We start from the raw sequence: 19562 nt of genomic DNA, 5'->3' as shown, positions 1-19562 counted from the left end.
CGCGGCGGCATCTTCAAGCGCCACGCCTTGGCAGTGCGCATCGTTAACACGTTCGTACGCATTGTGCGAAACGCACCGGCTTCACATCAACTACAACGAAGGTGCGCCGCCGCGACGCTCAACATCACGCCGAGCCGCGGCCGCGGCCCCAACCTCCTACCGAAACACCACCGTCTTACTCCCGTTCAACACCACCCGATGCTCGACGTGCCACTTCACCGCGCGCGCGAGCGTCACGCATTCGACGTCGCGGCCAATCGCCGTCAACTGCTCCGGCGTCATGCTGTGGTCCACGCGCTCCACTTCCTGCTCGATGATCGGACCTTCGTCCAGATCGGTCGTCACGTAGTGCGCGGTTGCGCCGATCAGCTTCACGCCGCGGTCGAACGCCTGGTAATACGGCTTCGCGCCCTTGAAGCTCGGCAGGAACGAGTGATGAATATTGATCGCGCGTCCGGCGAGCGCTTCGCACAGCTTCGGCGACAAAATCTGCATGTAGCGCGCGAGCACGACGAGATCCGCCTGATGCTCGTCGATCACTTCGAGCACGCGCGCTTCCTGCGCCGCCTTGGCCTCGGGCGTGCCGCCCAGCAGCGGAAAATGATGGAACGGAATGTCGTAGCTCGCGGCGAGCTGATAGAACTCCTTGTGGTTCGAAATGATCGCCGGAATCTCGATGTTCAACTGACCGGTGCGGTAGCGGAACAGCAGGTCGTTCAGGCAATGGCCGATCTTCGACACCATGATCACGACGCGCGGCTTCACCGATGCATCGTGCAACTCCCAGTTCATGCCGAACTGCTCGGCGAGCGTCGCAAACGACACGCGCAGTGCGTCGAGCCCCGGATCGCCGCCCACCTGCTGGAAATGCACGCGCATGAAGAACTCGCCGGTGCGGCTGTCGCCGAACTGCGCGGAGTCGAGAATATTGCTGCCGCGCTCGAACAGAAAGCCCGACACGGCGTGGACGATGCCGGGCCGATCGGCGCACGACAGTTTGAGGATAAAGCTGTGATCGGTCGACATGACCTGGGTGACTCCCTTCTTCAATGCGTGGTTTGTTCGGTGTCGCTGGTTTCAACGCCAGGCGTCTCGCGCCGCGCTGCTGTCAACCCATTATGGGCGGCGTAAACAGCGCCTCTATTCCCTGGCATGCCTCTTCGTCGATCCAGCGGCGACGCAGCAGGCAGTCGAGCGTGGCGAGACTCGCGTCGACGGTCATTGCACCTTCCTCGATCCAGCGCGCCACTTCGTCGATGCGGGCAAGGCGATGCTCACCGACTTCGCCGTCCTGATTACGCGGCGCAAAATCGGCCGGCAGCGCGAGGTCGTAGATGAAAATCTGCTCGGCCTGTGTGCCTTCCGGCAACGATTGCAGCACATAAGCGGTGCGCCCCGCCACGGCGCGCACGGCGATTTCCTCGGGAATGCCGGCTTCTTCCCAGCATTCCTTGACGATCGTCGTCTCGACGCTGAAACCCCAGCCGATTCCGCCCGCCACGACATTGTCGAGCATGCCGGGATCGGTCGCCTTGGTGTCGCTGCGGCGCGCGATCCACAATCCCGGCGCGCCGCCGTCCGCATATTCTACGACGCCGTTCAGATGCACCGCGTACGTCATCGTGCCGAAGAAGCGCGACGCCGCGCGCTCGATGTACGCAAGCGGCCGCGCGTCGAACGCATTGCGGATCGCGTAGGTCTCGTTGCGCCAGCCTGGAATGCGCCCGTCGGCGGCAAGCGCGCCGATCACCGAACCGAGCGCCGCGCTGCGCAGATCGACTGTGTTGAAGGCCGGCGCGAGCTTCACGCGCGCATCGTCGATCTCGAACACGTCGGGCCAGCGCGCGAGCAAACGTACGTCGTCCGAACGAATCCAGCCGACCTGCTCTGCGTCGATCCAGAACGGCAGATGCGCGTGAGCATCGAAGCGGCGCGCGGCAACGAGGCAAGGCAAACTCATTCGACACTCCACATTTTTCCAGCGAGGCTGGACGACAAGTGCGGCACGTCGTCAGCCGCGTAGCTGATTAGTCGCGCAGCGCGACGCGAATGCCGAGCGCGATAAAGGTCGCGCCCGCAAGACGGTCGAGCCACACGCCCACGCGCGGCCGGCGCCTCAACCATCCGCCGATCATTCCCGCGCACACGCCGAACAGCGAAAACACCACAAGCGTCTGCAACATGAAAAGCGCGCCGAGTTCCAGCATCTGCACCGTGACGCTTTGTGCACCGCCGGTCTGCACGAATTGCGGCAGGAACACGACAAAGAACAGCGTCACTTTCGGATTGAGCAGATTGCCGAGCACGCTTTGACGGAACACGGTCATCAACGGTTGCGGCGCGCGTTCGTGAGCGGTCGCGAGGCCCTGGCTGCGCAGCGCCTTGATGCCGATCCACACGAGATACGCGGCGCCGGCCAGTTTGATGGCCTCAAACGCGAGCGGCGACGAGCGCAGCAACGCAGCCACGCCGAGCGCGGCCAGTGTCGTGTGGAACGTGATGCCCGTCGCAAAGCCGAGCGCCGCGACGAGACCCGCGGCGCGGCCCTGCGAGATGCCGCGCGCGAGCACTTGCAGATTGTCGGGACCGGGCGCCATCGTGATCGCAATCGACGTGGCGAGGAACAAGGCGAAGTTGGGCATCGTTCTTACCTACCTTTCTTTATGCGGACAGCAAGGCGCACACAGCGGCGTGGCGCCGCGCTCAATGACCGTCGAAACTCGTCACGGTATAAAGCGGCAGACCGCCGCCCGCGAGCAGCTTCGAGCCGCCAAGCTCGGGCAAGTCGATAATCGCCGCGCCTTCAACGACGACCGCGCCGAGCCGCTCGAGCAGAATCTTGCCGGCCATCATCGTGCCGCCGGTCGCGATCAGATCGTCGACGATCAACACGCGGTCGCCCGGCTTGCACGCGTCCTCGTGAATTTCCACGGTGGCCGTGCCGTATTCGAGCTCGTACGATTGCGACGCGCGCTTGTAGGGCAGTTTGCCCTCCTTACGGATCGGAATGAAGCCGAGGTTCAGCTCATAGGCGAGAATCGGCCCGATGATGAACCCACGCGCGTCAAGCCCCGCGATGTAGTCGAGCTTGGCGTCGATATAACGCTGCACGAACAGGTCGATCAGCACACGCAGCGACCTCGGCTCGCGCAACAGCGGCGTGATGTCGCGAAACTGCACGCCGGCCTGCGGCCAGTCCTGAACCGTGCGAATGTGGCTCTTGATGTAGTCGGCCGCGTCGAGCGGCGCGCTCGCAAGCGCGTTTGACATGATGTCTCCGGATGGACCGCGTAAGGCCCAATGAAAAGCTGAATCGATGCTGAACGCGCGGACCGTGCCGCGCATTCGCTATGCCGCGGCGGCGCCCGCGCGGCGGTGTTTCGAGAGCCGCTCCTCGGCCTGCGCCAGTTGCTCCGGCAAGCCGCGCAACACGACGATGTCGCTCGCGCGCAGCTTGGTCGACGGATCGGGCTCCACACCGCGAATGCCGTGCCGGCGAATCGCCGTGACTTCGACACCGAGTTCGTAAAGGCCCAGCTCCGCCAGCGTGCGGCCGACCGCGTCGGCATTTGTATCGACCGGGACCGATTGTAGCCGCACCTGTTCGTGACCGTCGTCGTCGTCCATGTCGTCGGCGCCGTGGAAATAGCCGCGCAGCAGCGCATAGCGCTCGTCGCGCATTTCCTCGACGCGGCGCACCACGCGGCGCATCGGCACGCCCATCACCACCAGCGTGTGCGATGCGAGCATCAGGCTGCCTTCGACAATCTCCGGAATCACCTCGGTTGCGCCTGCGGCCAGCAGCTTTTCCAGATCGGCGTCGTCGACGGTACGAACGATGACCGGCAAGGTCGGCTCGAGTTCATGAATGTTGTGCAGCACGCGCAATGCCGACGGCGTGTTCGCATACGTGATCGCGATCGCCGCGGCGCGGTGAATGCCGGCCGCAAGCAGCGACTCGCGCCGCCCGGCATCGCCGAACACGACCGATTCGCCCGCCGTCGCGGCCGCTTGCACGCGATCCGGGTCGAGGTCCAGCGCGACGTACGACAGACCTTCATGTTCGAGCATGCGCGCAAGGTTCTGCCCGGCGCGGCCGTAGCCGCAAATGATCACGTGGCCGCTTTGCTTCAGGCTCTGCGTGGCGATGCGCGTCATCTGCAGCGACTGCATCATCCATTCGGTCGAAGACAGGCGCAGCACGATACGGTCCGCGTTCTGGATCAGGAACGGCGCGGCGAGCATCGAGAGCAGCATCGCGGCGAGAATGGCCTGCAACAGCGTGGCGTCGACGAGATGTTTGTCGAGAATCAGATTCAGCAGCACGAAGCCGAATTCGCCGGCTTGCGCGAGGCCGAGACCCGTGCGCATGGCGACGCCCGGCGACGCGCCGAACAGACGCGAAAGCCCCGTGATCATCACCGCCTTCAGCAAGGTCGGCCCGATCAGGAAGCCGAGCACGATCAACGGATGCTCCCAGATCACGCGCGGATTCAGCAGCATGCCGGTCGTGACGAAGAAAAGCCCGAGCAGCACGTCGCGAAACGGCTTGATGTCTTCTTCCACCTGATGACGATACGGCGTCTCCGCGATCAGCATGCCGGCGATAAACGCGCCGAGCGCGAGCGAAAGACCGAACTTGTCGGTGATGAACGCCGAGCCGAGCGTGACGAGCAACAGATTGAGAATGAACAATTCCTGCGAGCGCCGCCGCGCGACCACGTTGAACCAGCGCGTCATAAACTTCTGACCGACGATCAACAGCAGCGACAACGCGACGACGATCTTGATCGCCGCGATGCCGAGCGCGTTCATCAGGTCTTTCGAATCGCCGCCCAGCGCCGAGATGATGATGAGGAGCGGCACCACCGCGAGATCCTGAAACAGCAGCACGCCGAAGATATTGCGGCCGTGCTCGGTCTCGATCTCGAGGCGCTCCGCGAGCATCTTGCTGACAATGGCCGTCGACGACATCGCGAGCGCGCCGCCGAGTGCAATGCTCGCCTGCCACTTGATATGCACCCAGCGCTCGAACGCGAAACCGAGCGAGACCGCGACCACGATCGTGCCGAGCACCTGCAACAGGCCGAGCCCGAAGACGAGGCGGCGCATCGAGCGCAGCTTCGCAAGCGAGAACTCGAGGCCGATGGAAAACATCAGGAACACGACGCCGAATTCGGCGAGATTCTGCGCGCCGACCGAATCGGGAACGAGACCGAGCGCATTCGGCCCGACAAGAATGCCGACGGTCAGATAGCCGAGCATCGGCGGAAGATTCAGAAAGCGAAAAACCACCACGCCCGCCACTGATGCCAGCAGCAGGAACAGCGTCATCTCCAGCGGGGAAATCATCGGCAAAAACGCATGGGTAAAGCGTCCTCGTTCGTCAGCGGAACCGCGCACGGAACACGCCGTGCGACAAGGTTGAGGGGCCGTTATACAGGGCGATAAAGCGGGCAATGGAGGCAGCGGCTTTGCACAGCAGGCCCGGCGCGGCGAACAGGCGCCTTTGCTATACTTCGCGAATGATAGCGAAAATCAATGGCGACCGGGCACTCGCGCTCGCTCGCGACGTGCTCGACATCGAAGCGGACGCCGTGCGCGCGCTTCGCGATCAGCTCGACGACGCGTTCGTCGGCGCGGTCGACTTCATCCTGGGTTGCCGTGGGCGCGTGGTGGTCTCGGGCATCGGCAAGTCGGGACATGTGGCGCGCAAGCTCGCGGCCACGCTCGCGAGCACGGGTACGCCGGCTTTCTTCGTGCATCCGGCAGAAGCAAGCCACGGCGATCTCGGCATGGTCACCGCCGACGACGTCTTCCTCGCGCTGTCCAATTCCGGTGAAACCGAAGAACTCGTGGCGATTCTGCCGCTCATCAAACGGATCGGCGCGAAGCTGATTGCGATGACCGGCCGGCCGTCGTCGAGTCTGGCGAAACTGGCCGACGTGCATCTGAATTCCGGCGTCGCGAAAGAAGCGTGTCCGATGAATCTTGCGCCCACCGCGAGCACCACCGCAGCGCTTGCGCTCGGCGACGCGCTCGCCGTCGCGGTGCTCGACGCGCGGGGTTTCGGCCGCGACGATTTCGCGCGCTCGCATCCGGGCGGCGCGCTCGGCCGCCGCCTGCTCACGTATGTCAGCGACGTCATGCGCACCGGCGACCAGGTGCCGAAGGTCACGCCTGAAGCCACCGTGCGCGACGCGCTGTTCCAGTTGACCGCGAAGCGCATGGGCATGACCGCGATTGTCGATCAGGAAGACCGCGTAAAAGGCATTTTCACCGACGGCGATTTGCGCCGCGTGCTGGAGCGCGACGGCGATTTCCGCGCGCTGTCCATCGCCGCCGTCATGACCGCCGATCCGCGCACCATCGGTCCAGATCATCTCGCGGTCGAAGCCGTGGAACTGATGGAGCGCCATCGCATCAATCAGATGCTGGTCGTCGACGAAGCGGGCAAGCTGATCGGCGCGCTCAACATGCACGACCTGTTCTCGAAGAAGGTGATCTGATGGCCGTCGCGCCCCCTACCGCTACCGAACGCGCGAGCCGCGTGAAGCTGATGATTTTCGACGTCGACGGCGTGCTGACCGACGGCGGCCTGCTCTTCACGGCGGAAGGCGACACGATGAAAGCCTTCAATTCCATGGACGGCCACGGCATGAAGCTGCTGCGCCAGGCCGGCATTGAAACCGCGATCATCACCGGCCGCAAGTCGGGCATCGTCGCGGCGCGCGCGAAGGAAATGCACATCACGCATGTGTATCAGGGCATCGACAACAAGCCGCAGGCATTCGCCGATCTGCTCGAAGCAACCGGCATGAGCGCCGACGAATGCGGCTACATGGGCGACGACTGGGTCGATCTCGGCGTGATGCTGAAGGTCGGCTTCGCGGCGGCGCCCGCCAATTCGCATCCTGAAGTGATCGCGCGGGCGCATTGGGTCAGCGAGGCGCGCGGCGGTCACGGCGCGGCACGCGAAGTCTGCGACACGCTGCTGCGCGCCCAGCACAAGTACGAGGCGCTGCTCGCGGCCGCCTGTAGCGGCGAAACGCGAGGCCTCGTGGGATGAACAACCAGTTTCGCCTGACTTCGCTGATTCCGCTCGTCGCGATGGCCGCGCTCGCGGGCATCACGTGGTGGCTTTTGCAGGCCACGTTGCCGCGGCAAAACGAAGGCGTGGTGCGTCCCAAGGAGCACACGCCGGACTACTTCGCCGACAACTTCTCGGTGTCCGAACTCGACCAGTCGGGCTCGACGCAATATCGCCTGACCGCGCAGTCGCTGATTCATTACGAAGACGACGAACTGAGCGATCTCGTGAAGCCCGCGATGCGCGCGTTCCAGCCCGGCAAGCCGGTTGTGACCGCGACCGGCGACACGGGCAAGGTGAACGGCGACGCGTCCATCGTCGATCTGTACGGCAACGCCCGCATTCTGCGCTCCGCAGGCTACGGCGATCCGCAGATGCAGGCCGATTCCGAGCATTTCCGCGTGCTCGTCAACGACGATGTGATCGAGACAGAAAAGCCGGTTAAACTTCAGCGCGGCGTGTCCGTCATGACCGCCAGCGGCATGAACTACAACAACGTCACCCGGGTGATGAAGCTCTTCGGCAACGTAAAAGGCGCGATCGCCGCGTCCGACGCCGGCGGCAGCTCGCCCAAGCAACCCGGGTAAATCCATTCCAGGCGTGACTGCATGAACGAATCGTTCCCCCGTTTTGATACCGGCCGCTCGCGCGCCGTGTCGGCGTGCCGCGCCGGACTCGCTGCGCTCCTGGTCGCCTTGCCGCTCGCCGGCTTCGCGCCGCTCGCGCACGCGGACCGCGCCGACAAGGACAAGCCGCTCAACATCGAAGCGGACAACATGACTTACGACGACCTGAAGCAGGTCAACATCTTCACCGGCCATGTGGTCGCCACCAAGGGCACGATCGTGATCAAGGCCGATCGCGTCGAAGTGACGCAAGACCCGCAGGGCTATCAGTACGCGACCGGCACGTCGAGCGGCGGCAATCTGTCGTACTTCCGCCAGAAGCGCGAAGGTCTCGACGAATACATCGAAGGCACGGCTATTCGTATCGACTACGACGGCAAGCAGGATCTGACCACGCTTACCACGAATGCGACCGTCAAGCGCCTGCAGGGTCTGTCCACCGTGATCGATCAGGTGCACGGCAGCGTCATCACGTATGACGGCCAGAAAGACTTCTATACCGCGAAGGCGGGCAAGGACGTCGCCGGCCCGGGCAATCCGAGCGGCCGCGTGCGCGCGATGCTGTCGCCGCGCAACGGCGGCGCTGCGCCGCTGAACGGCGCATCGGCCACGCTCGCGCCGTCCACCACGATTCAGGGAGCGCCGAATCAGTGAGCACCTCCGCGTCCCTACCCAATCGCAAGCCCGCAGGTACGAGTAGTTCGCTGGTCGTACGGAATCTGAAAAAGCGCTACGGTTCGCGCACGGTCGTCAAAGACGTTTCGCTCGATGTGAAAAGCGGCGAAGTGGTCGGCCTGCTCGGTCCGAACGGCGCGGGCAAGACCACGTCGTTCTATATGATCGTCGGCCTCGTGCCGCTCGATGCCGGCGAAATCGACCTCGACGGCAAATCGATCAGCCTCTTGCCGATTCACAAGCGCGCTTCGCTGGGGCTGTCGTATTTGCCGCAGGAAGCCTCGGTGTTCCGCAAGCTTTCCGTCGAGGAAAACATTCGCGCGGTGCTCGAACTGCAGCACGAGGACAACGGCAAGCGCCTGTCCAAAGACGCCATCACGAACCGCACCGAAGCGCTGCTGGACGAACTGCAAATCGCGCATTTGCGTGAAAATCCGGCGCTTTCACTGTCGGGCGGCGAGCGCCGCCGCGTGGAAATCGCGCGGGCGCTCGCCACGAATCCGAGCTTTATTCTGCTCGATGAACCGTTCGCGGGCGTCGACCCGATTGCGGTGCTGGAAATCCAGAAGATCGTTAAATTTCTGAAGCAGCGCAATATTGGCGTGCTAATCACCGATCACAACGTGCGTGAAACGCTCGGCATCTGCGACCACGCTTACATCATCAGCGACGGCAGCGTGCTCGCCGCCGGCGCGCCAAGCGAAATCATCGAAAACGAAAGCGTGCGGCGCGTCTATCTGGGCGAGCATTTCCGCATGTAAAGGCGCAGGGAAACGGCGGCGCTGCGTGCGCCGCCGAGCCCTTGCCTTTGTTTCCTGCTCCTTTTCGAGCTGGGCGGCTCGCGTCGGGCGCCGTCGAAAGCGGACGCATTGGTAATTGCGAATTCGCAAGGTATCGCGGTCGTGGCAAACTCTCTACAATGAATCTGAACTTGCCATGAAAGCCAGCCTCCAACTCCGCCTATCGCAGCATCTTGCGTTGACCCCGCAACTGCAGCAGTCCATCCGGCTGCTTCAGCTGTCCACGCTCGAACTGCAGCAGGAAGTGGCAACGGCGATCTCGCAGAATCCGCTCCTCGAGAACGAGGACGACTGGATCGCGAGCCCGCTGCGCGTGGCGTCCGACGGCTCGCTGATCACGCAGGCGCCCAGTTCGTCCGCGCCGCCCGAGCAGATGGGCGGCAATGGCTCGTCGTCGAGCAGCAGTGAGCGCTCGGAGAACGGCGAGCCGCAAGGCGTGGACGAATACAACGGCCTCTCGGGCGACGGCAACGGCGACGCGTCGCAATGGAATCTCGACGACTACGGCCGCTCCGGCAACGCCTCCGACGACGACGATTTGCCGCCGCTGCAAATTCACGAATCGAGTACTTCGCTGCGCGATCACCTGATGGCGCAACTGCGTGTCACGCAGGCCGGTCAGCGCGACCGCGCGCTCGTCACCTTCCTGATCGAGTCGCTCGACGACGACGGCTATCTTGCCGCCACGCTTGAAGAAGTGCTCGCGGACCTGCCCGAAGAACTCGAAGTCGATCTGGACGAAATGAATGCGGCGCTCGCGCTGCTGCACAGTTTCGACCCTGCGGGCGTCGGCGCGCGTTCCGCGTCGGAATGCCTGAAGCTGCAATTGTTGCGGCTCGAACCCTCGCCTACGCGGGCGCTTGCGCTCGACATCGTCAGCCATTATCTGGAACTGCTTGCGGCGCGCGATTTCACGCGTCTGCGCAAGCATCTGAAGGCAAACGACGACGATCTGCGCGACGCGCACATGCTGATCCGCTCGCTCGAACCGTTTCCCGGCGCAGCGTATGGCAAGGCCGAAGCGGATTACGTGGTGCCGGACATCATGGTGCGCAAAACCGCCCAGGGCTGGCAGGCCGAACTCAATCCCGAGGTCGTGCCGAAGCTGCGCATCAACCACCTGTACGCCAACATTTTGCGCAATAACCGGGGCGATCCGGGCAGCGGTTCGTTGCGCCAGCAACTGCAGGAAGCGCGCTGGCTGATCAAGAATATCCAGCAGCGTTTCGAGACGATCCTGCGGGTCGCGCAAGCCATTGTCGAGCGTCAAAAGAGCTTTTTTGTGCACGGCGAAATTGCCATGCGCCCCTTGGTTTTGCGGGAAATTGCTGATACGCTGGGCCTACACGAGTCGACTGTCTCGCGTGTGACAACCGGTAAGTACATGCTCACCCCGTTCGGGACGCTCGAGTTCAAATACTTCTTCGGTTCGCATGTTTCGACAGATACGGGCGGCGCGGCGTCTTCAACCGCCATTCGCGCGCTCATCAAGCAACTGATAGGAGCGGAAAACGCAAAAACGCCTCTCTCAGACAGCCGCATAGCCGAACTGCTGGCGGAACAGGGCTTCGTGGTCGCACGGCGCACCGTGGCGAAATATCGCGAAGCGCTCAGAATCCCGGCAGTCAACCTGCGCAAGTCTCTGTAGCCCGTCGCCTTCCGTGGCGGGCATTTACCGGCCGCTCCGCAAGTTGGCGGACAGGCCGGCCGATGCGACCTGCCAGAAGTCAGTCACCGGGGGGCGACTCAGGCAAGCCGACAGATCGACCGGACCTACGTCATCGTGCGGACCAAGCGGCCACTAGCTTGGAGAAGCACTATGAATCTGCAGATCAGTGGACACCACCTCGAAGTTACGCCTGCGTTGCGCGAATACGTGATCTCCAAATTGGATAGGGTGCTAAGACATTTCGATCAGGTCATCGACGGCAGTGTGGTCCTCTCGGTCGACAACCACAAGGAAAAGGAAAAGCGGCAAAAGGTTGAAATCAACCTGCATCTGAAGGGCAAGGACATTTTTGTCGAGAGCTGTGACAGCGACCTTTACGCTGCGATCGATCTGATGATCGACAAGCTCGACCGGCAAGTGATACGCCACAAGGATCGCCTGCAAGGCCATCAGCACGAAGCGATCAAGTATCAACCGGCACCGCAACTGGACGTGCCGCCGCAGTAAGCGAATCCGCAAGCACTGCTTCAGTTCGCTCACCGAAACCGCCCGCAATCGGGCGGTTTTTTGTTGGGGCTTTGGTTGCGTTGTTCGTTGGGTTTTTCATTGCATTTTTCGTTTGCACCCACGCCGGCCAATCCGAAGAAAGAACCTATTGCGCATTGATGGCGCGCCGCACCATACGCTGCTACCCTGTTCTATAATGTTCCGGTTACCATCGGGGTCTAGCTCGCATGCAGGCGGTGTGCCGGAGTCCTGTGCTTTCGGACTCCAACGTACGTCGCCGTGAGCATCAAACGAATGGAACACCAATCAATCGCCCCAGCGAGGAGAACCCAGGCCACGTTTTCGCCTGTCAACATGAATCGTTTAGCCAAATTTCTTCCCCTCGAGAACGTCGTCGTCGGACTATCGGTCACCAGCAAAAAGCGCGTGTTCGAGCAAGCGGGCCTCATCTTCGAGAACCAGAACGGCATCGCCCGCAGCACGGTCACAGACAATCTGTTTGCGCGCGAGCGCCTCGGATCGACGGGGCTCGGCGAAGGCGTCGCGATTCCGCACGGCCGGATCAAAGGACTCAAGCAGCCGCTCGCCGCGTTCGTCCGCCTGGCCGAGGCCATTCCTTTCGAGTCGCCCGACGGTCAGCCGGTCTCTCTGCTCATCTTCCTGCTCGTGCCCGAACAGGCCACGCAGCAGCACCTCGAAATTCTTTCGGAAATCGCGCAACTGCTGTCCGACCGCGAGGCACGCGAGCGCCTGCACACGGAAGAAGACCGCGAATCATTGCATCGTCTGCTCACTCAGTGGCAACCTTGATGCAGCGGCGGTCATCCGCACGCCGCCTATCCGCACGCCCAACCGCCCGCGTGCGGATATCGCCAGGCCCGGCTCACGGCGCGCGTTAGCGCGGCCCGCGCTGTGCCCGGCAAGCGGCCAACACTGGAGTCACTGACTCATGGACACGTCCAGCATCAACGCCCAGAGCATTTTCGACGATAACGCCGCCACGCTGAAACTGAGCTGGCTGACAGGGCATGAAGGCTGGGAACGCGGCTTTTCTTCGGAATCGGTCGCGAATGCCACGTCGAGCGCCGACCTCGTCGGCCACTTGAACCTGATCCATCCGAACCGGATCCAGGTGCTCGGCGACGCCGAAATCGACTACTACAAACGCCAGACCGACGAAGACCGCTCGCGCCACATGGCCGAGCTGATCGCGTTGGAACCGCCGTTCCTCGTGGTGGCGGGCGGCGTTGCCGCGCCGCCGGAACTGGTGCTGCGCTGCACGCGCTCGTCCACGCCGCTTTTCACCACGCCGATGTCGGCGGCCGCGGTAATCGACAGCCTGCGCCTTTACATGTCACGCATTCTTGCGCCGCGCGCCACGTTGCACGGCGTGTTCATGGACATCCTCGGCATGGGCGTGCTGCTCACCGGCGATTCGGGCCTCGGCAAGAGCGAGCTTGGCCTCGAACTGATCAGCCGCGGCCACGGCCTCGTCGCTGACGACGCAGTGGATTTCGTGCGCCTCGGCCCGGACTTCGTCGAAGGACGCTGCCCGCCGCTTTTGCAGAATCTGCTGGAAGTGCGCGGCCTGGGCCTGCTCGACATCAAGACGATTTTCGGCGAAACCGCCGTGCGCCGCAAAATGAAGCTGAAGCTCATCGTGCAACTGGTACGCCGTCCTGACGGCGAGTTCCAGCGGTTGCCGCTGGAAAGCCAAACCGTCGACGTGCTCGGCCTGCCGATCAGCAAGGTGACGATCCAGGTGGCGGCCGGCCGCAACCTGGCGGTGCTGGTCGAAGCGGCCGTGCGCAACACGATCCTGCAACTGCGCGGCATTGACACGTTGCGCGATTTCATGGACCGCCAGCGTCTCGCCATGCAGGACCCGGATAGCCAGTTTCCCGGCAAACTGATCTGAGTCGGCGGAGCATGTCGAACCCGCCGATCCCGTCGCCCGCGGCTGTCCGCGGGTACGCGCGAAAGGGCTCAGATGCTATGATGAAACGGACCGATTTCACGACTCCATGCGCATAATCCTCATCACCGGCATATCCGGCTCAGGCAAATCCGTCGCGCTAAACGCGCTTGAAGACGCAGGTTATTACTGCGTCGATAATCTGCCGCCGCGCTTTCTGCCCGAGCTCGCCTCTTACCTCGCCGAAGACGGACACGACCGCCTCGCGGTCGCGATCGACGCGCGTTCGAGCGCGTCGCTCGACGACATGCCCGCGATGATCCGCGATCTGTCGCGCGCTCACGACGTGCGCGTGCTGTTCCTCAACGCGAGCACGCAGTCGCTGATTCAGCGCTTTTCCGAAACGCGCCGCCGCCATCCGCTGTCGGGCTCCACCGCGCATGATGCCGACGTCGGTTTGCTGACGTCGCTCGCCGAAGCGATCGAGCGCGAGCGTGAACTCGTCGCGGGCCTCGCCGAGTTCGGCCATCAGATCGACACGAGCAATCTGCGCGCGAACGTGCTGCGCCAATGGGTCAAGCGCTTTATCGAGCAGGAGCATGCGGGACTCGTGCTGATGTTCGAGTCGTTCGGCTTCAAACGCGGCGTGCCGCTCGACGCCGATCTGGTGTTCGACGTCCGCACGCTGCCGAACCCGTACTACGATCATGAACTGCGCCCGCTTACGGGCCTGGACAAACCGGTGATCGATTTTCTGGACGCGCTGCCGGTCGTGCATGAAATGATCGACGACATTGAGAAGTTTCTCGCTAAATGGCTCCCGCATTTCCGCGACGACAACCGTAGTTATCTGACAGTCGCGATTGGTTGCACGGGTGGCCAGCACCGCTCGGTGTTCATTGCCGAGACGCTCGCCGCGCGTCTCGCCAATGCAGCGAATGTAATCGTGCGGCACCGCGACGCACCGGTCGACGCCGGCGCGTCTTCGAAGTTAGTGGCTTAACCGGCCGCATCGCGCGGCCTTAACTCGAAGCGTTGCGCCATGTCCTCTACTTCCACTGTGCTCGCCGATGTGCCGCTGTTCCCGTTGCACACGGTTCTGTTTCCCGGCGGAATTCTGCCGCTGAAAATCTTCGAAGCGCGCTACCTCGACATGGCGCGCGACTGTCTGCGCGAAAAGACGCCGTTCGGCGTGTGTCTGCTGAAAAGCGGCGCCGAAGTCGCGCGGGAAAATGAGCCTTCGGTACCCGAATCAATTGGCTGTCTCGCCGAAATCGACGAATGCGACGTCGAAGCGTTCGGCATGCTGCTGATCCGCGCACGCGGCACGCGGCGCTTCCGGCTGCTGTCGCATCGCGTGGAAAGCAGCGGTTTGCTGGTCGGCATGGCCGAGCCGCTCGGGGAAGACGAGCCGCTCGAAGGCAATCAGCAGTTGGCAAAATTCGGCGCGTGCGCGGAGGTGCTCGAACGGATCATCGCGACAATCCGCGAACGCGATCCGGAAAGCTTGCCGTTTGCCGAGCCGTTCCGACTCGAGGACCCGTCATGGGTGTCGAACCGTCTCGCCGAAGTACTGCCGATCGCGCTGCGTGCGCGCCAGAAACTGATGGAGATGCAGGACGCCGGCGCGCGCATCGAAGTGGTTCATCGCTATATGCAGCAGCATCAACTGCTCTAGCCGTTACCGGCGACACGCCGACGCAATTCGTCAGATCAGCGAACCTTGCAGACCATCCAGCAGTTTCCGCACGGGCGCGGGCACGCCGAACGAATCGAGATCGCTTAATGCGACCCAGGCGGTGTCCGCATCGCCCAACGCGGCGAGCGCGCCGACGCCTCGCTCCAGTTCCGCAAGCCGCGGCTCAATGTCCAGCTTGAAGTGTGTGAAAACGTGCGTGAGCGGTGCAAGCGGCGCAAGCGATGAAACACCGGCGCCGCCGCCGAACTCGCGCGCACGAGTCGCGAGCGCGGCTTCGTCAGCCGCTTCCGGCAAGCTCCACAAACCGCCCCAGATACCCGAGGGCGGACGCTTTTCGAGCATCACCGCATTGCCGTCGCGCAGCACGAGCATCCATGTGCGGCGGGTCGGCACGGCTTTCTTCGGGCGCGCTGTCGGCAGTTCACGCTGACGCCCCGTCACGTTGGCGACGCAATCGGCGGCGAACGGACAGCGCAAGCAGTCGGGCTTGCCGCGCACGCACAATGTGGCGCCGAGGTCCATTAACCCTTGCGTGTACGCGCTGACTTCGTCGTCCGATGCATTCGACGGCAATAGCGATTCCGCCAGCGTCCACATTGCATTCTCGACCTTCTTCTCGCCCGGAAAACCTTCGACGCCGAACACGCGCGCGAGCACGCGCTTCACGTTGCCGTCGAGAATCGTCGCGCGCGCGCCGAATGCAAACGACGCAATCGCCGCCGCCGTCGAGCGGCCAATGCCTGGCAATTCCGCGAGTTCGTCGACGGAAGCCGGGAACGCGCCGCCATGCTGCTCGACCACCACCTGCGCGCAGCGGTGCAAATTGCGCGCGCGCGTGTAATAGCCGAGGCCGGCCCATAAGGCCATGACGTCATCGACGGGCGCGGCGGCCAGTGCGGCGACATCCGGAAAACGCGCGAGAAACTTCGCGTAGTACGGAATCACCGTCGACACCTGCGTCTGCTGCAACATGATTTCCGACAGCCAGATCCGATACGCATCGCGCGTGTTCTGCCACGGCAGGTCATGGCGGCCATGCTTGCGCTGCCACGCGACCAGCCGCGAGGAAAAATCGGACGTGAGCGAAGAGGCGGATGCTGCGGGCGCGGCCGACGGCGACGAACGCTCGGCGGAGCGCGGAGTTAAGCGGGAGGGCATTGAAATTTAGCGCTGGCAGGTGGGACAAAAGTAAGTGGAGCGCTGACCTTGCACGATCTGTCTGATCGGCGTACCGCACACGCGGCAAGGCTGCCCCGCGCGATCATAGACGAAGTAATCGAGCTGAAAGTAGCCGCTTTCGCCGTTGCTGCCGACAAAATCGCGCAGCGTGCTGCCGCCTTTTTCGATCGCCGCGGCAAGCGTGACGCGCACGGCGTCGGCCAGCAGTCCATAGCGCACGAGCGAAACGCGGCCCGCTGCGGTCGTCGGCCGAATGCCCGCGCGAAAAAGGCTCTCCGATGCATAGATATTTCCCACGCCGACCACGATTTCGCCCGCCAGCAGCGCCTGCTTCACCGAGACCTTGCGCCCGCGCGTGAGCCGGTGCATCAGCGCGCCGGAGAAGGCCGGCGAGAACGGCTCGACGCCGAGGCTCGCGAGCAGCGGATGCCCGAGCACGTCGCCGGCTTCACGCGGATGCCACAGCACCGCGCCGAAGCGCCGCGGATCGCGAAAGCGCAAAATGAACTCGTCGAAGATCCAGTCGACGTGGTCGTGCTTCGCCGCGGCCGGCGGATGCGGCACGTGACGCAGCACGCGCAGTGTGCCGGTCATGCCAAGATGCACGATGAACCACCCTGCGTCGGTTTCGAACAGCAGATACTTGCCGCGCCGCTCGACGTTGCGCACCACATGACCGCGCAAAGTCTTCGCGAGATCCGCCGGAATCGGCCACCGCAGCGCGGGCGTGCGGACATCGACGCGCTCGACCTTGCGGCCGGACACATACGGTTCGATTCCTCGTCGGGTAACCTCTACTTCTGGCAACTCTGGCATGTCTGACTGGTCTGCAACTTGCGTGAGTGGTTGTGCGCGTATTGTAGCGAGCGCGTTACAATCGTCCGAAACATTGAACGGATTTCCATGAACTTGTCCTTCGTGAAGCTGTTTTTGAAGCGCCCGGCTAGCGCATTGCGTGTGCCGCAGGCAGTGTCCGCCCGGCGCGTGCTCGGTGCTGCCGCGCTCGCGCTGTGGGCGTTCGCCGCGGCGCCCGCGCACGCGCAGGACCCGTCGCCCGACTCGGACGATACCTCCGTCACGCTGAGCGATCCGCTCGGGCCGCCATCGGCGGAAGAACAGAAATCGCTGCCGAGCGTGCAGCTGACGAGCCAGATCGTATTCCAGGTACTCGCCGCCGAAGTCGCGCTGCAACGCAATCAGCCGGCGCCCGCGTATCAGACGTACCTCGCGCTCGCGCGTGACACACATGATCCGCGCATGGCGCAGCGCGCCACCGAAATCGCGCTGGCTGCGCAAAGTCCATCGGACGCACTGGCCGCCGCGCAATTGTGGCAGCAGTATGCGCCGAGTTCGGAGCGGGCCGCGCAGCTGGACGCGTCGCTGCTCGTGCTGTCGGGCAAGCCGGACGACGCGCAGCCGCTGCTCGAGCGCGAACTCGCGAAGGTGCCGGCGGACAATCGCGGCAACGCGATCCTCGCGCTGCAGTTGCTGCTCTCGCGCGGACCGAACCGGATCGGCGGCCTGCATGTGTTGCAGGAGATGTTGAAGAACGACATGAACCGGCCGGAAGCGCAACTGGCCGTCGCACGTCAGCAACTGGTCGCGAACGACGCACCCGGCGCACGCAAGTCGCTCGAACAGGCGCTGGCGCTCAAGCCCGACTATTTGCCGGCCGCGCTGACGCTGTCGCAGATGGGCCCGGAAGAGCGCAAGGAAGGCATCGCGTCGCTCGAGAAATACGTGCAGCAGAATCCGAAGTCGCATGACGCGCGTCTCGCGCTCGCGCAAATGTATCTGGCGAGCGACCGTCTGGACGACGCGCAAAAGCAGTTCGAGATCATGCACAAGGCGAACGCGAACGACCTGACGCCGCTCATGGCGCTCGCGCTCATCAGAATCCAGCAGAAGAGTTTCAACGACGCGCAGGCTTACCTCACGCAATACGCGCAGCAAGCCGAGAAAACGCCCGGCGCCGATCCTGGCCAGGCGTACATCTACCTTGCGCAGTTGTCGCTCGAACAGAAGAACGAAGCGGCTGCCGCCGACTGGCTCGACAAGATTTCGCCGTCCAGCCAGCAGTACTTGCCGGCGCAGATTACGCGCGCGCAACTGCTCGCCAAGCAGGGCAAGCCCGACGACGCGCGCCGGCAGCTCGCCAGGCTGCGCCCCGCCGATCCGCGCGATCAGGCGGTGGTTGTGCGCACCGACGCCGCGATTCTGTTCGACGCGAAGCGCTATGGCGAAGCCGAAACGCGCCTGCAGGAAGCCACGGCGGCGTTCCCGGACGACCCCGATCTGACGTATGACTACGCGATGGCCGCCGAAAAAAACGGCCACTTCGACACGATGGAAGCGCAATTGCGCAAGCTGATCCAGACGCAGCCGGACAATCCGCAGGCGTATAACGCGCTCGGCTATTCGCTGGCCGATCGCAATCAGCGTCTCGCGGAAGCCGACAAGCTGGTCGAGAAGGCATCGTCGCTCGCGCCGAACGACGCCTTCATCATGGACAGCGTCGGCTGGGTCAAGTACCGCATGGGCGACACGACAGACGCGATCAAGGTGCTGCGCAAGGCGTACGACATTCAGCCGAACGCCGAAATCGGCGCGCACCTCGGCGAAGTGCTGTGGAAATCCGGCAATCAGGACCAGGCTCGCGCCGCTTTCCGCGAAGCGCGCAAGCTCGAACCGGACAACGAAACGCTCGTCAAAACGCTGCAACGTCTTCAGGTAAACGATCTTTGATGCGTCTTTCCCGTCTTGATACTCGCTCCCTTGCGCCGCGTCGTGCGGCGCTCGGGCTCGCGGCGGCAGCCGTCGTCGTACTCGCCGGCTGCGCGTCGGTGAAACCGCAAGGGCCGTCCACGTCGAATGCCGCGACCGCGGTGACCGCGCAAACCAGCCGCGCTTACCAGGGCCGCTTCGCCGTCCAGTACAACGATCAGAATGGCCAGCAGCGCAATGCGTACGGCAATTTCTCGTGGCAGGAAACCGGCGACACCGTCACGCTGCAGTTGCGCAATCCGTTTGGCCAGACGCTCGCAATCGTGACGTCGTCGCCGGCTTCGGCGACGCTCGAACTGCCGAACCGCCAGCCGCTCACCGCGGACAACGTGTCAACGCTGATGCAGAATGCGCTGGGCTTCGCGTTGCCCGTCGAAGGCTTGCGCTACTGGCTGCAGCCTTCGCCCGCGCCGACTTCGCGCGCGAAGACTGAAAAGGATCCGGAGCAACCGTCGCGCTTCAAGGAGATCACCCAGGACGGCTGGACGATCGACTATCTGGCCTACGCCGACGCGCCGGCCACCGGCGTGAAGCGTGTGAATCTGACGCGTTCGGAACCTCCGCTCGACATCAAGCTCGTGCTGGACCAGTAACCGACGGCGTGCCTTGCGCGCTGTT

At 63.5% G+C, this 19562-nt stretch carries 20 protein-coding genes; 13 read left to right on the top strand and 7 right to left on the bottom strand.

Translation table 11 applies throughout. The features are described 5' to 3' along the window. Positions 1-156 precede the first annotated feature (156 nt). From purU to AB6809_RS24025, 5 genes are all read right to left on the bottom strand, one after another. Positions 157-1026, bottom strand: a complete 870-nt coding sequence (gene purU / locus AB6809_RS24045) for a formyltetrahydrofolate deformylase (RefSeq protein WP_006048016.1) — start codon at positions 1024-1026, stop codon at positions 157-159. 82 nt (positions 1027-1108) lie between these two features. Further along, positions 1109-1960, bottom strand: a complete 852-nt coding sequence (locus AB6809_RS24040; protein WP_006048017.1) for a DUF4743 domain-containing protein — start codon at positions 1958-1960, stop codon at positions 1109-1111. Positions 1961-2027: 67 nt separating this feature from the next. Further along, positions 2028-2642, bottom strand: a complete 615-nt coding sequence (locus AB6809_RS24035; RefSeq protein ID WP_029969708.1) for a LysE family translocator — start codon at positions 2640-2642, stop codon at positions 2028-2030. A 61-nt stretch (positions 2643-2703) separates the two neighbouring features. Next, positions 2704-3270, bottom strand: a complete 567-nt coding sequence (locus tag AB6809_RS24030) for an adenine phosphoribosyltransferase (RefSeq protein WP_006048019.1) — start codon at positions 3268-3270, stop codon at positions 2704-2706. Positions 3271-3348: 78 nt separating this feature from the next. Beyond that, positions 3349-5352 (bottom strand): monovalent cation:proton antiporter family protein, encoded by a 2004-nt coding sequence (locus tag AB6809_RS24025; RefSeq protein ID WP_006048020.1) that lies wholly within the window; start codon positions 5350-5352, stop codon positions 3349-3351. A 173-nt stretch (positions 5353-5525) separates the two neighbouring features. On the opposite strand from AB6809_RS24025, the gene kdsD reads away from it, so the two are divergent. The 11 genes from kdsD to AB6809_RS23970 all read left to right on the top strand — a co-directional run bounded on the left by kdsD (position 5526) and on the right by AB6809_RS23970 (position 14960). Continuing rightward, complete coding sequence (kdsD, locus tag AB6809_RS24020; RefSeq protein WP_029969706.1) at positions 5526-6509, top strand: arabinose 5-phosphate isomerase KdsD; 984 nt, start codon at positions 5526-5528, stop codon at positions 6507-6509. Then, entirely contained in the window at positions 6509-7069 is a 561-nt protein-coding gene (locus AB6809_RS24015) for an HAD family hydrolase (protein ID WP_006048022.1), read from the top strand. Before kdsD ends, AB6809_RS24015 begins: the two co-directional genes overlap by 1 nt. Further along, entirely contained in the window at positions 7066-7677 is a 612-nt protein-coding gene (gene lptC, locus AB6809_RS24010; RefSeq protein WP_006048023.1) for an LPS export ABC transporter periplasmic protein LptC, read from the top strand. Before AB6809_RS24015 ends, lptC begins: the two co-directional genes overlap by 4 nt. 21 nt (positions 7678-7698) lie before the next feature. Continuing rightward, the gene (lptA, locus tag AB6809_RS24005) at positions 7699-8370 is read left to right on the top strand and encodes a lipopolysaccharide transport periplasmic protein LptA (RefSeq protein ID WP_006048024.1); all 672 of its coding nucleotides are present in this window, start codon (positions 7699-7701) and stop codon (positions 8368-8370) included. Further along, entirely contained in the window at positions 8367-9152 is a 786-nt protein-coding gene (lptB, locus tag AB6809_RS24000; RefSeq protein WP_029969704.1) for an LPS export ABC transporter ATP-binding protein, read from the top strand. The genes lptA and lptB overlap by 4 nt, the downstream gene beginning before the upstream one ends. A 175-nt stretch (positions 9153-9327) precedes the next feature. Further along, a complete protein-coding gene (locus AB6809_RS23995; RefSeq protein WP_006048026.1) occupies positions 9328-10839 on the top strand; it encodes an RNA polymerase factor sigma-54 in 1512 nt (503 codons plus the stop codon). A 171-nt stretch (positions 10840-11010) separates the two neighbouring features. Continuing rightward, positions 11011-11367 carry a ribosome hibernation-promoting factor, HPF/YfiA family gene (gene hpf, locus AB6809_RS23990; RefSeq protein ID WP_006048027.1) on the top strand — a complete coding sequence of 119 codons (357 nt, stop codon included), beginning with the start codon at positions 11011-11013 and terminating at the stop codon, positions 11365-11367. Positions 11368-11661: 294 nt separating this feature from the next. Further along, positions 11662-12177, top strand: a complete 516-nt coding sequence (locus AB6809_RS23985; protein ID WP_006048028.1) for a PTS sugar transporter subunit IIA — start codon at positions 11662-11664, stop codon at positions 12175-12177. 139 nt (positions 12178-12316) lie between these two features. Continuing rightward, positions 12317-13285, top strand: coding sequence for an HPr(Ser) kinase/phosphatase (gene hprK / locus AB6809_RS23980; protein ID WP_006048029.1), 969 nt, complete (start codon positions 12317-12319; stop codon positions 13283-13285). A gap of 106 nt (positions 13286-13391) precedes the next feature. Next, a complete protein-coding gene (rapZ, locus tag AB6809_RS23975; protein WP_006048030.1) occupies positions 13392-14285 on the top strand; it encodes an RNase adapter RapZ in 894 nt (297 codons plus the stop codon). A gap of 39 nt (positions 14286-14324) precedes the next feature. Beyond that, positions 14325-14960: an LON peptidase substrate-binding domain-containing protein gene (locus tag AB6809_RS23970; RefSeq protein WP_006048031.1), complete on the top strand. Its 636-nt coding sequence runs from the start codon at positions 14325-14327 to the stop codon at positions 14958-14960. Positions 14961-14990: 30 nt separating this feature from the next. On the opposite strand, the gene mutY is transcribed toward AB6809_RS23970, so the two are convergent. Both mutY and mutM read right to left on the bottom strand, forming a co-directional pair. Beyond that, positions 14991-16139, bottom strand: coding sequence for an A/G-specific adenine glycosylase (gene mutY, locus AB6809_RS23965; protein WP_181324950.1), 1149 nt, complete (start codon positions 16137-16139; stop codon positions 14991-14993). A gap of 6 nt (positions 16140-16145) precedes the next feature. Then, positions 16146-16976 (bottom strand): bifunctional DNA-formamidopyrimidine glycosylase/DNA-(apurinic or apyrimidinic site) lyase, encoded by an 831-nt coding sequence (gene mutM, locus AB6809_RS23960; protein WP_006048033.1) that lies wholly within the window; start codon positions 16974-16976, stop codon positions 16146-16148. Between the two features lie 87 nt (positions 16977-17063). On the opposite strand from mutM, the gene AB6809_RS23955 reads away from it, so the two are divergent. Together AB6809_RS23955 and lolB are read left to right on the top strand one after the other, a co-directional pair. Next, a complete protein-coding gene (locus AB6809_RS23955) occupies positions 17064-18905 on the top strand; it encodes a tetratricopeptide repeat protein (RefSeq protein WP_006048034.1) in 1842 nt (613 codons plus the stop codon). Next, positions 18905-19537, top strand: a complete 633-nt coding sequence (gene lolB, locus AB6809_RS23950) for a lipoprotein insertase outer membrane protein LolB (RefSeq protein ID WP_307251473.1) — start codon at positions 18905-18907, stop codon at positions 19535-19537. Before AB6809_RS23955 ends, lolB begins: the two co-directional genes overlap by 1 nt. Positions 19538-19562: the final 25 nt, after the last annotated feature.

Source organism: Paraburkholderia sp. RCC_158 (assembly GCF_041355255.1).
Lineage (GTDB): Bacteria > Pseudomonadota > Gammaproteobacteria > Burkholderiales > Burkholderiaceae > Paraburkholderia > Paraburkholderia graminis.
Note: the sequence above shows the minus strand (reverse complement) of the source record. Positions and strands in the feature narration are given on the sequence as shown.

Excerpts from the sequence above, each read along its gene's own strand:
- purU (WP_006048016.1), bottom strand. The coding sequence starts at position 1,026 with ATGTCGACCGATCACAGCTTTATCCTCAAACTGTCGTGCGCCGATCGG.
- AB6809_RS24040 (WP_006048017.1), bottom strand. The coding sequence starts at position 1,960 with ATGAGTTTGCCTTGCCTCGTTGCCGCGCGCCGCTTCGATGCTCACGCG.
- AB6809_RS24035 (WP_029969708.1), bottom strand. The coding sequence starts at position 2,642 with ATGCCCAACTTCGCCTTGTTCCTCGCCACGTCGATTGCGATCACGATG.
- AB6809_RS24030 (WP_006048019.1), bottom strand. The coding sequence starts at position 3,270 with ATGTCAAACGCGCTTGCGAGCGCGCCGCTCGACGCGGCCGACTACATC.
- AB6809_RS24025 (WP_006048020.1), bottom strand. The coding sequence starts at position 5,352 with ATGATTTCCCCGCTGGAGATGACGCTGTTCCTGCTGCTGGCATCAGTG.
- kdsD (WP_029969706.1), top strand. The coding sequence starts at position 5,526 with ATGATAGCGAAAATCAATGGCGACCGGGCACTCGCGCTCGCTCGCGAC.
- AB6809_RS24015 (WP_006048022.1), top strand. The coding sequence starts at position 6,509 with ATGGCCGTCGCGCCCCCTACCGCTACCGAACGCGCGAGCCGCGTGAAG.
- lptC (WP_006048023.1), top strand. The coding sequence starts at position 7,066 with ATGAACAACCAGTTTCGCCTGACTTCGCTGATTCCGCTCGTCGCGATG.
- lptA (WP_006048024.1), top strand. The coding sequence starts at position 7,699 with ATGAACGAATCGTTCCCCCGTTTTGATACCGGCCGCTCGCGCGCCGTG.
- AB6809_RS23995 (WP_006048026.1), top strand. The coding sequence starts at position 9,328 with ATGAAAGCCAGCCTCCAACTCCGCCTATCGCAGCATCTTGCGTTGACC.
- hpf (WP_006048027.1), top strand. The coding sequence starts at position 11,011 with ATGAATCTGCAGATCAGTGGACACCACCTCGAAGTTACGCCTGCGTTG.
- AB6809_RS23985 (WP_006048028.1), top strand. The coding sequence starts at position 11,662 with ATGGAACACCAATCAATCGCCCCAGCGAGGAGAACCCAGGCCACGTTT.
- hprK (WP_006048029.1), top strand. The coding sequence starts at position 12,317 with ATGGACACGTCCAGCATCAACGCCCAGAGCATTTTCGACGATAACGCC.
- rapZ (WP_006048030.1), top strand. The coding sequence starts at position 13,392 with ATGCGCATAATCCTCATCACCGGCATATCCGGCTCAGGCAAATCCGTC.
- AB6809_RS23970 (WP_006048031.1), top strand. The coding sequence starts at position 14,325 with ATGTCCTCTACTTCCACTGTGCTCGCCGATGTGCCGCTGTTCCCGTTG.
- mutY (WP_181324950.1), bottom strand. The coding sequence starts at position 16,139 with ATGCCCTCCCGCTTAACTCCGCGCTCCGCCGAGCGTTCGTCGCCGTCG.
- mutM (WP_006048033.1), bottom strand. The coding sequence starts at position 16,976 with ATGCCAGAGTTGCCAGAAGTAGAGGTTACCCGACGAGGAATCGAACCG.
- AB6809_RS23955 (WP_006048034.1), top strand. The coding sequence starts at position 17,064 with ATGAACTTGTCCTTCGTGAAGCTGTTTTTGAAGCGCCCGGCTAGCGCA.
- lolB (WP_307251473.1), top strand. The coding sequence starts at position 18,905 with ATGCGTCTTTCCCGTCTTGATACTCGCTCCCTTGCGCCGCGTCGTGCG.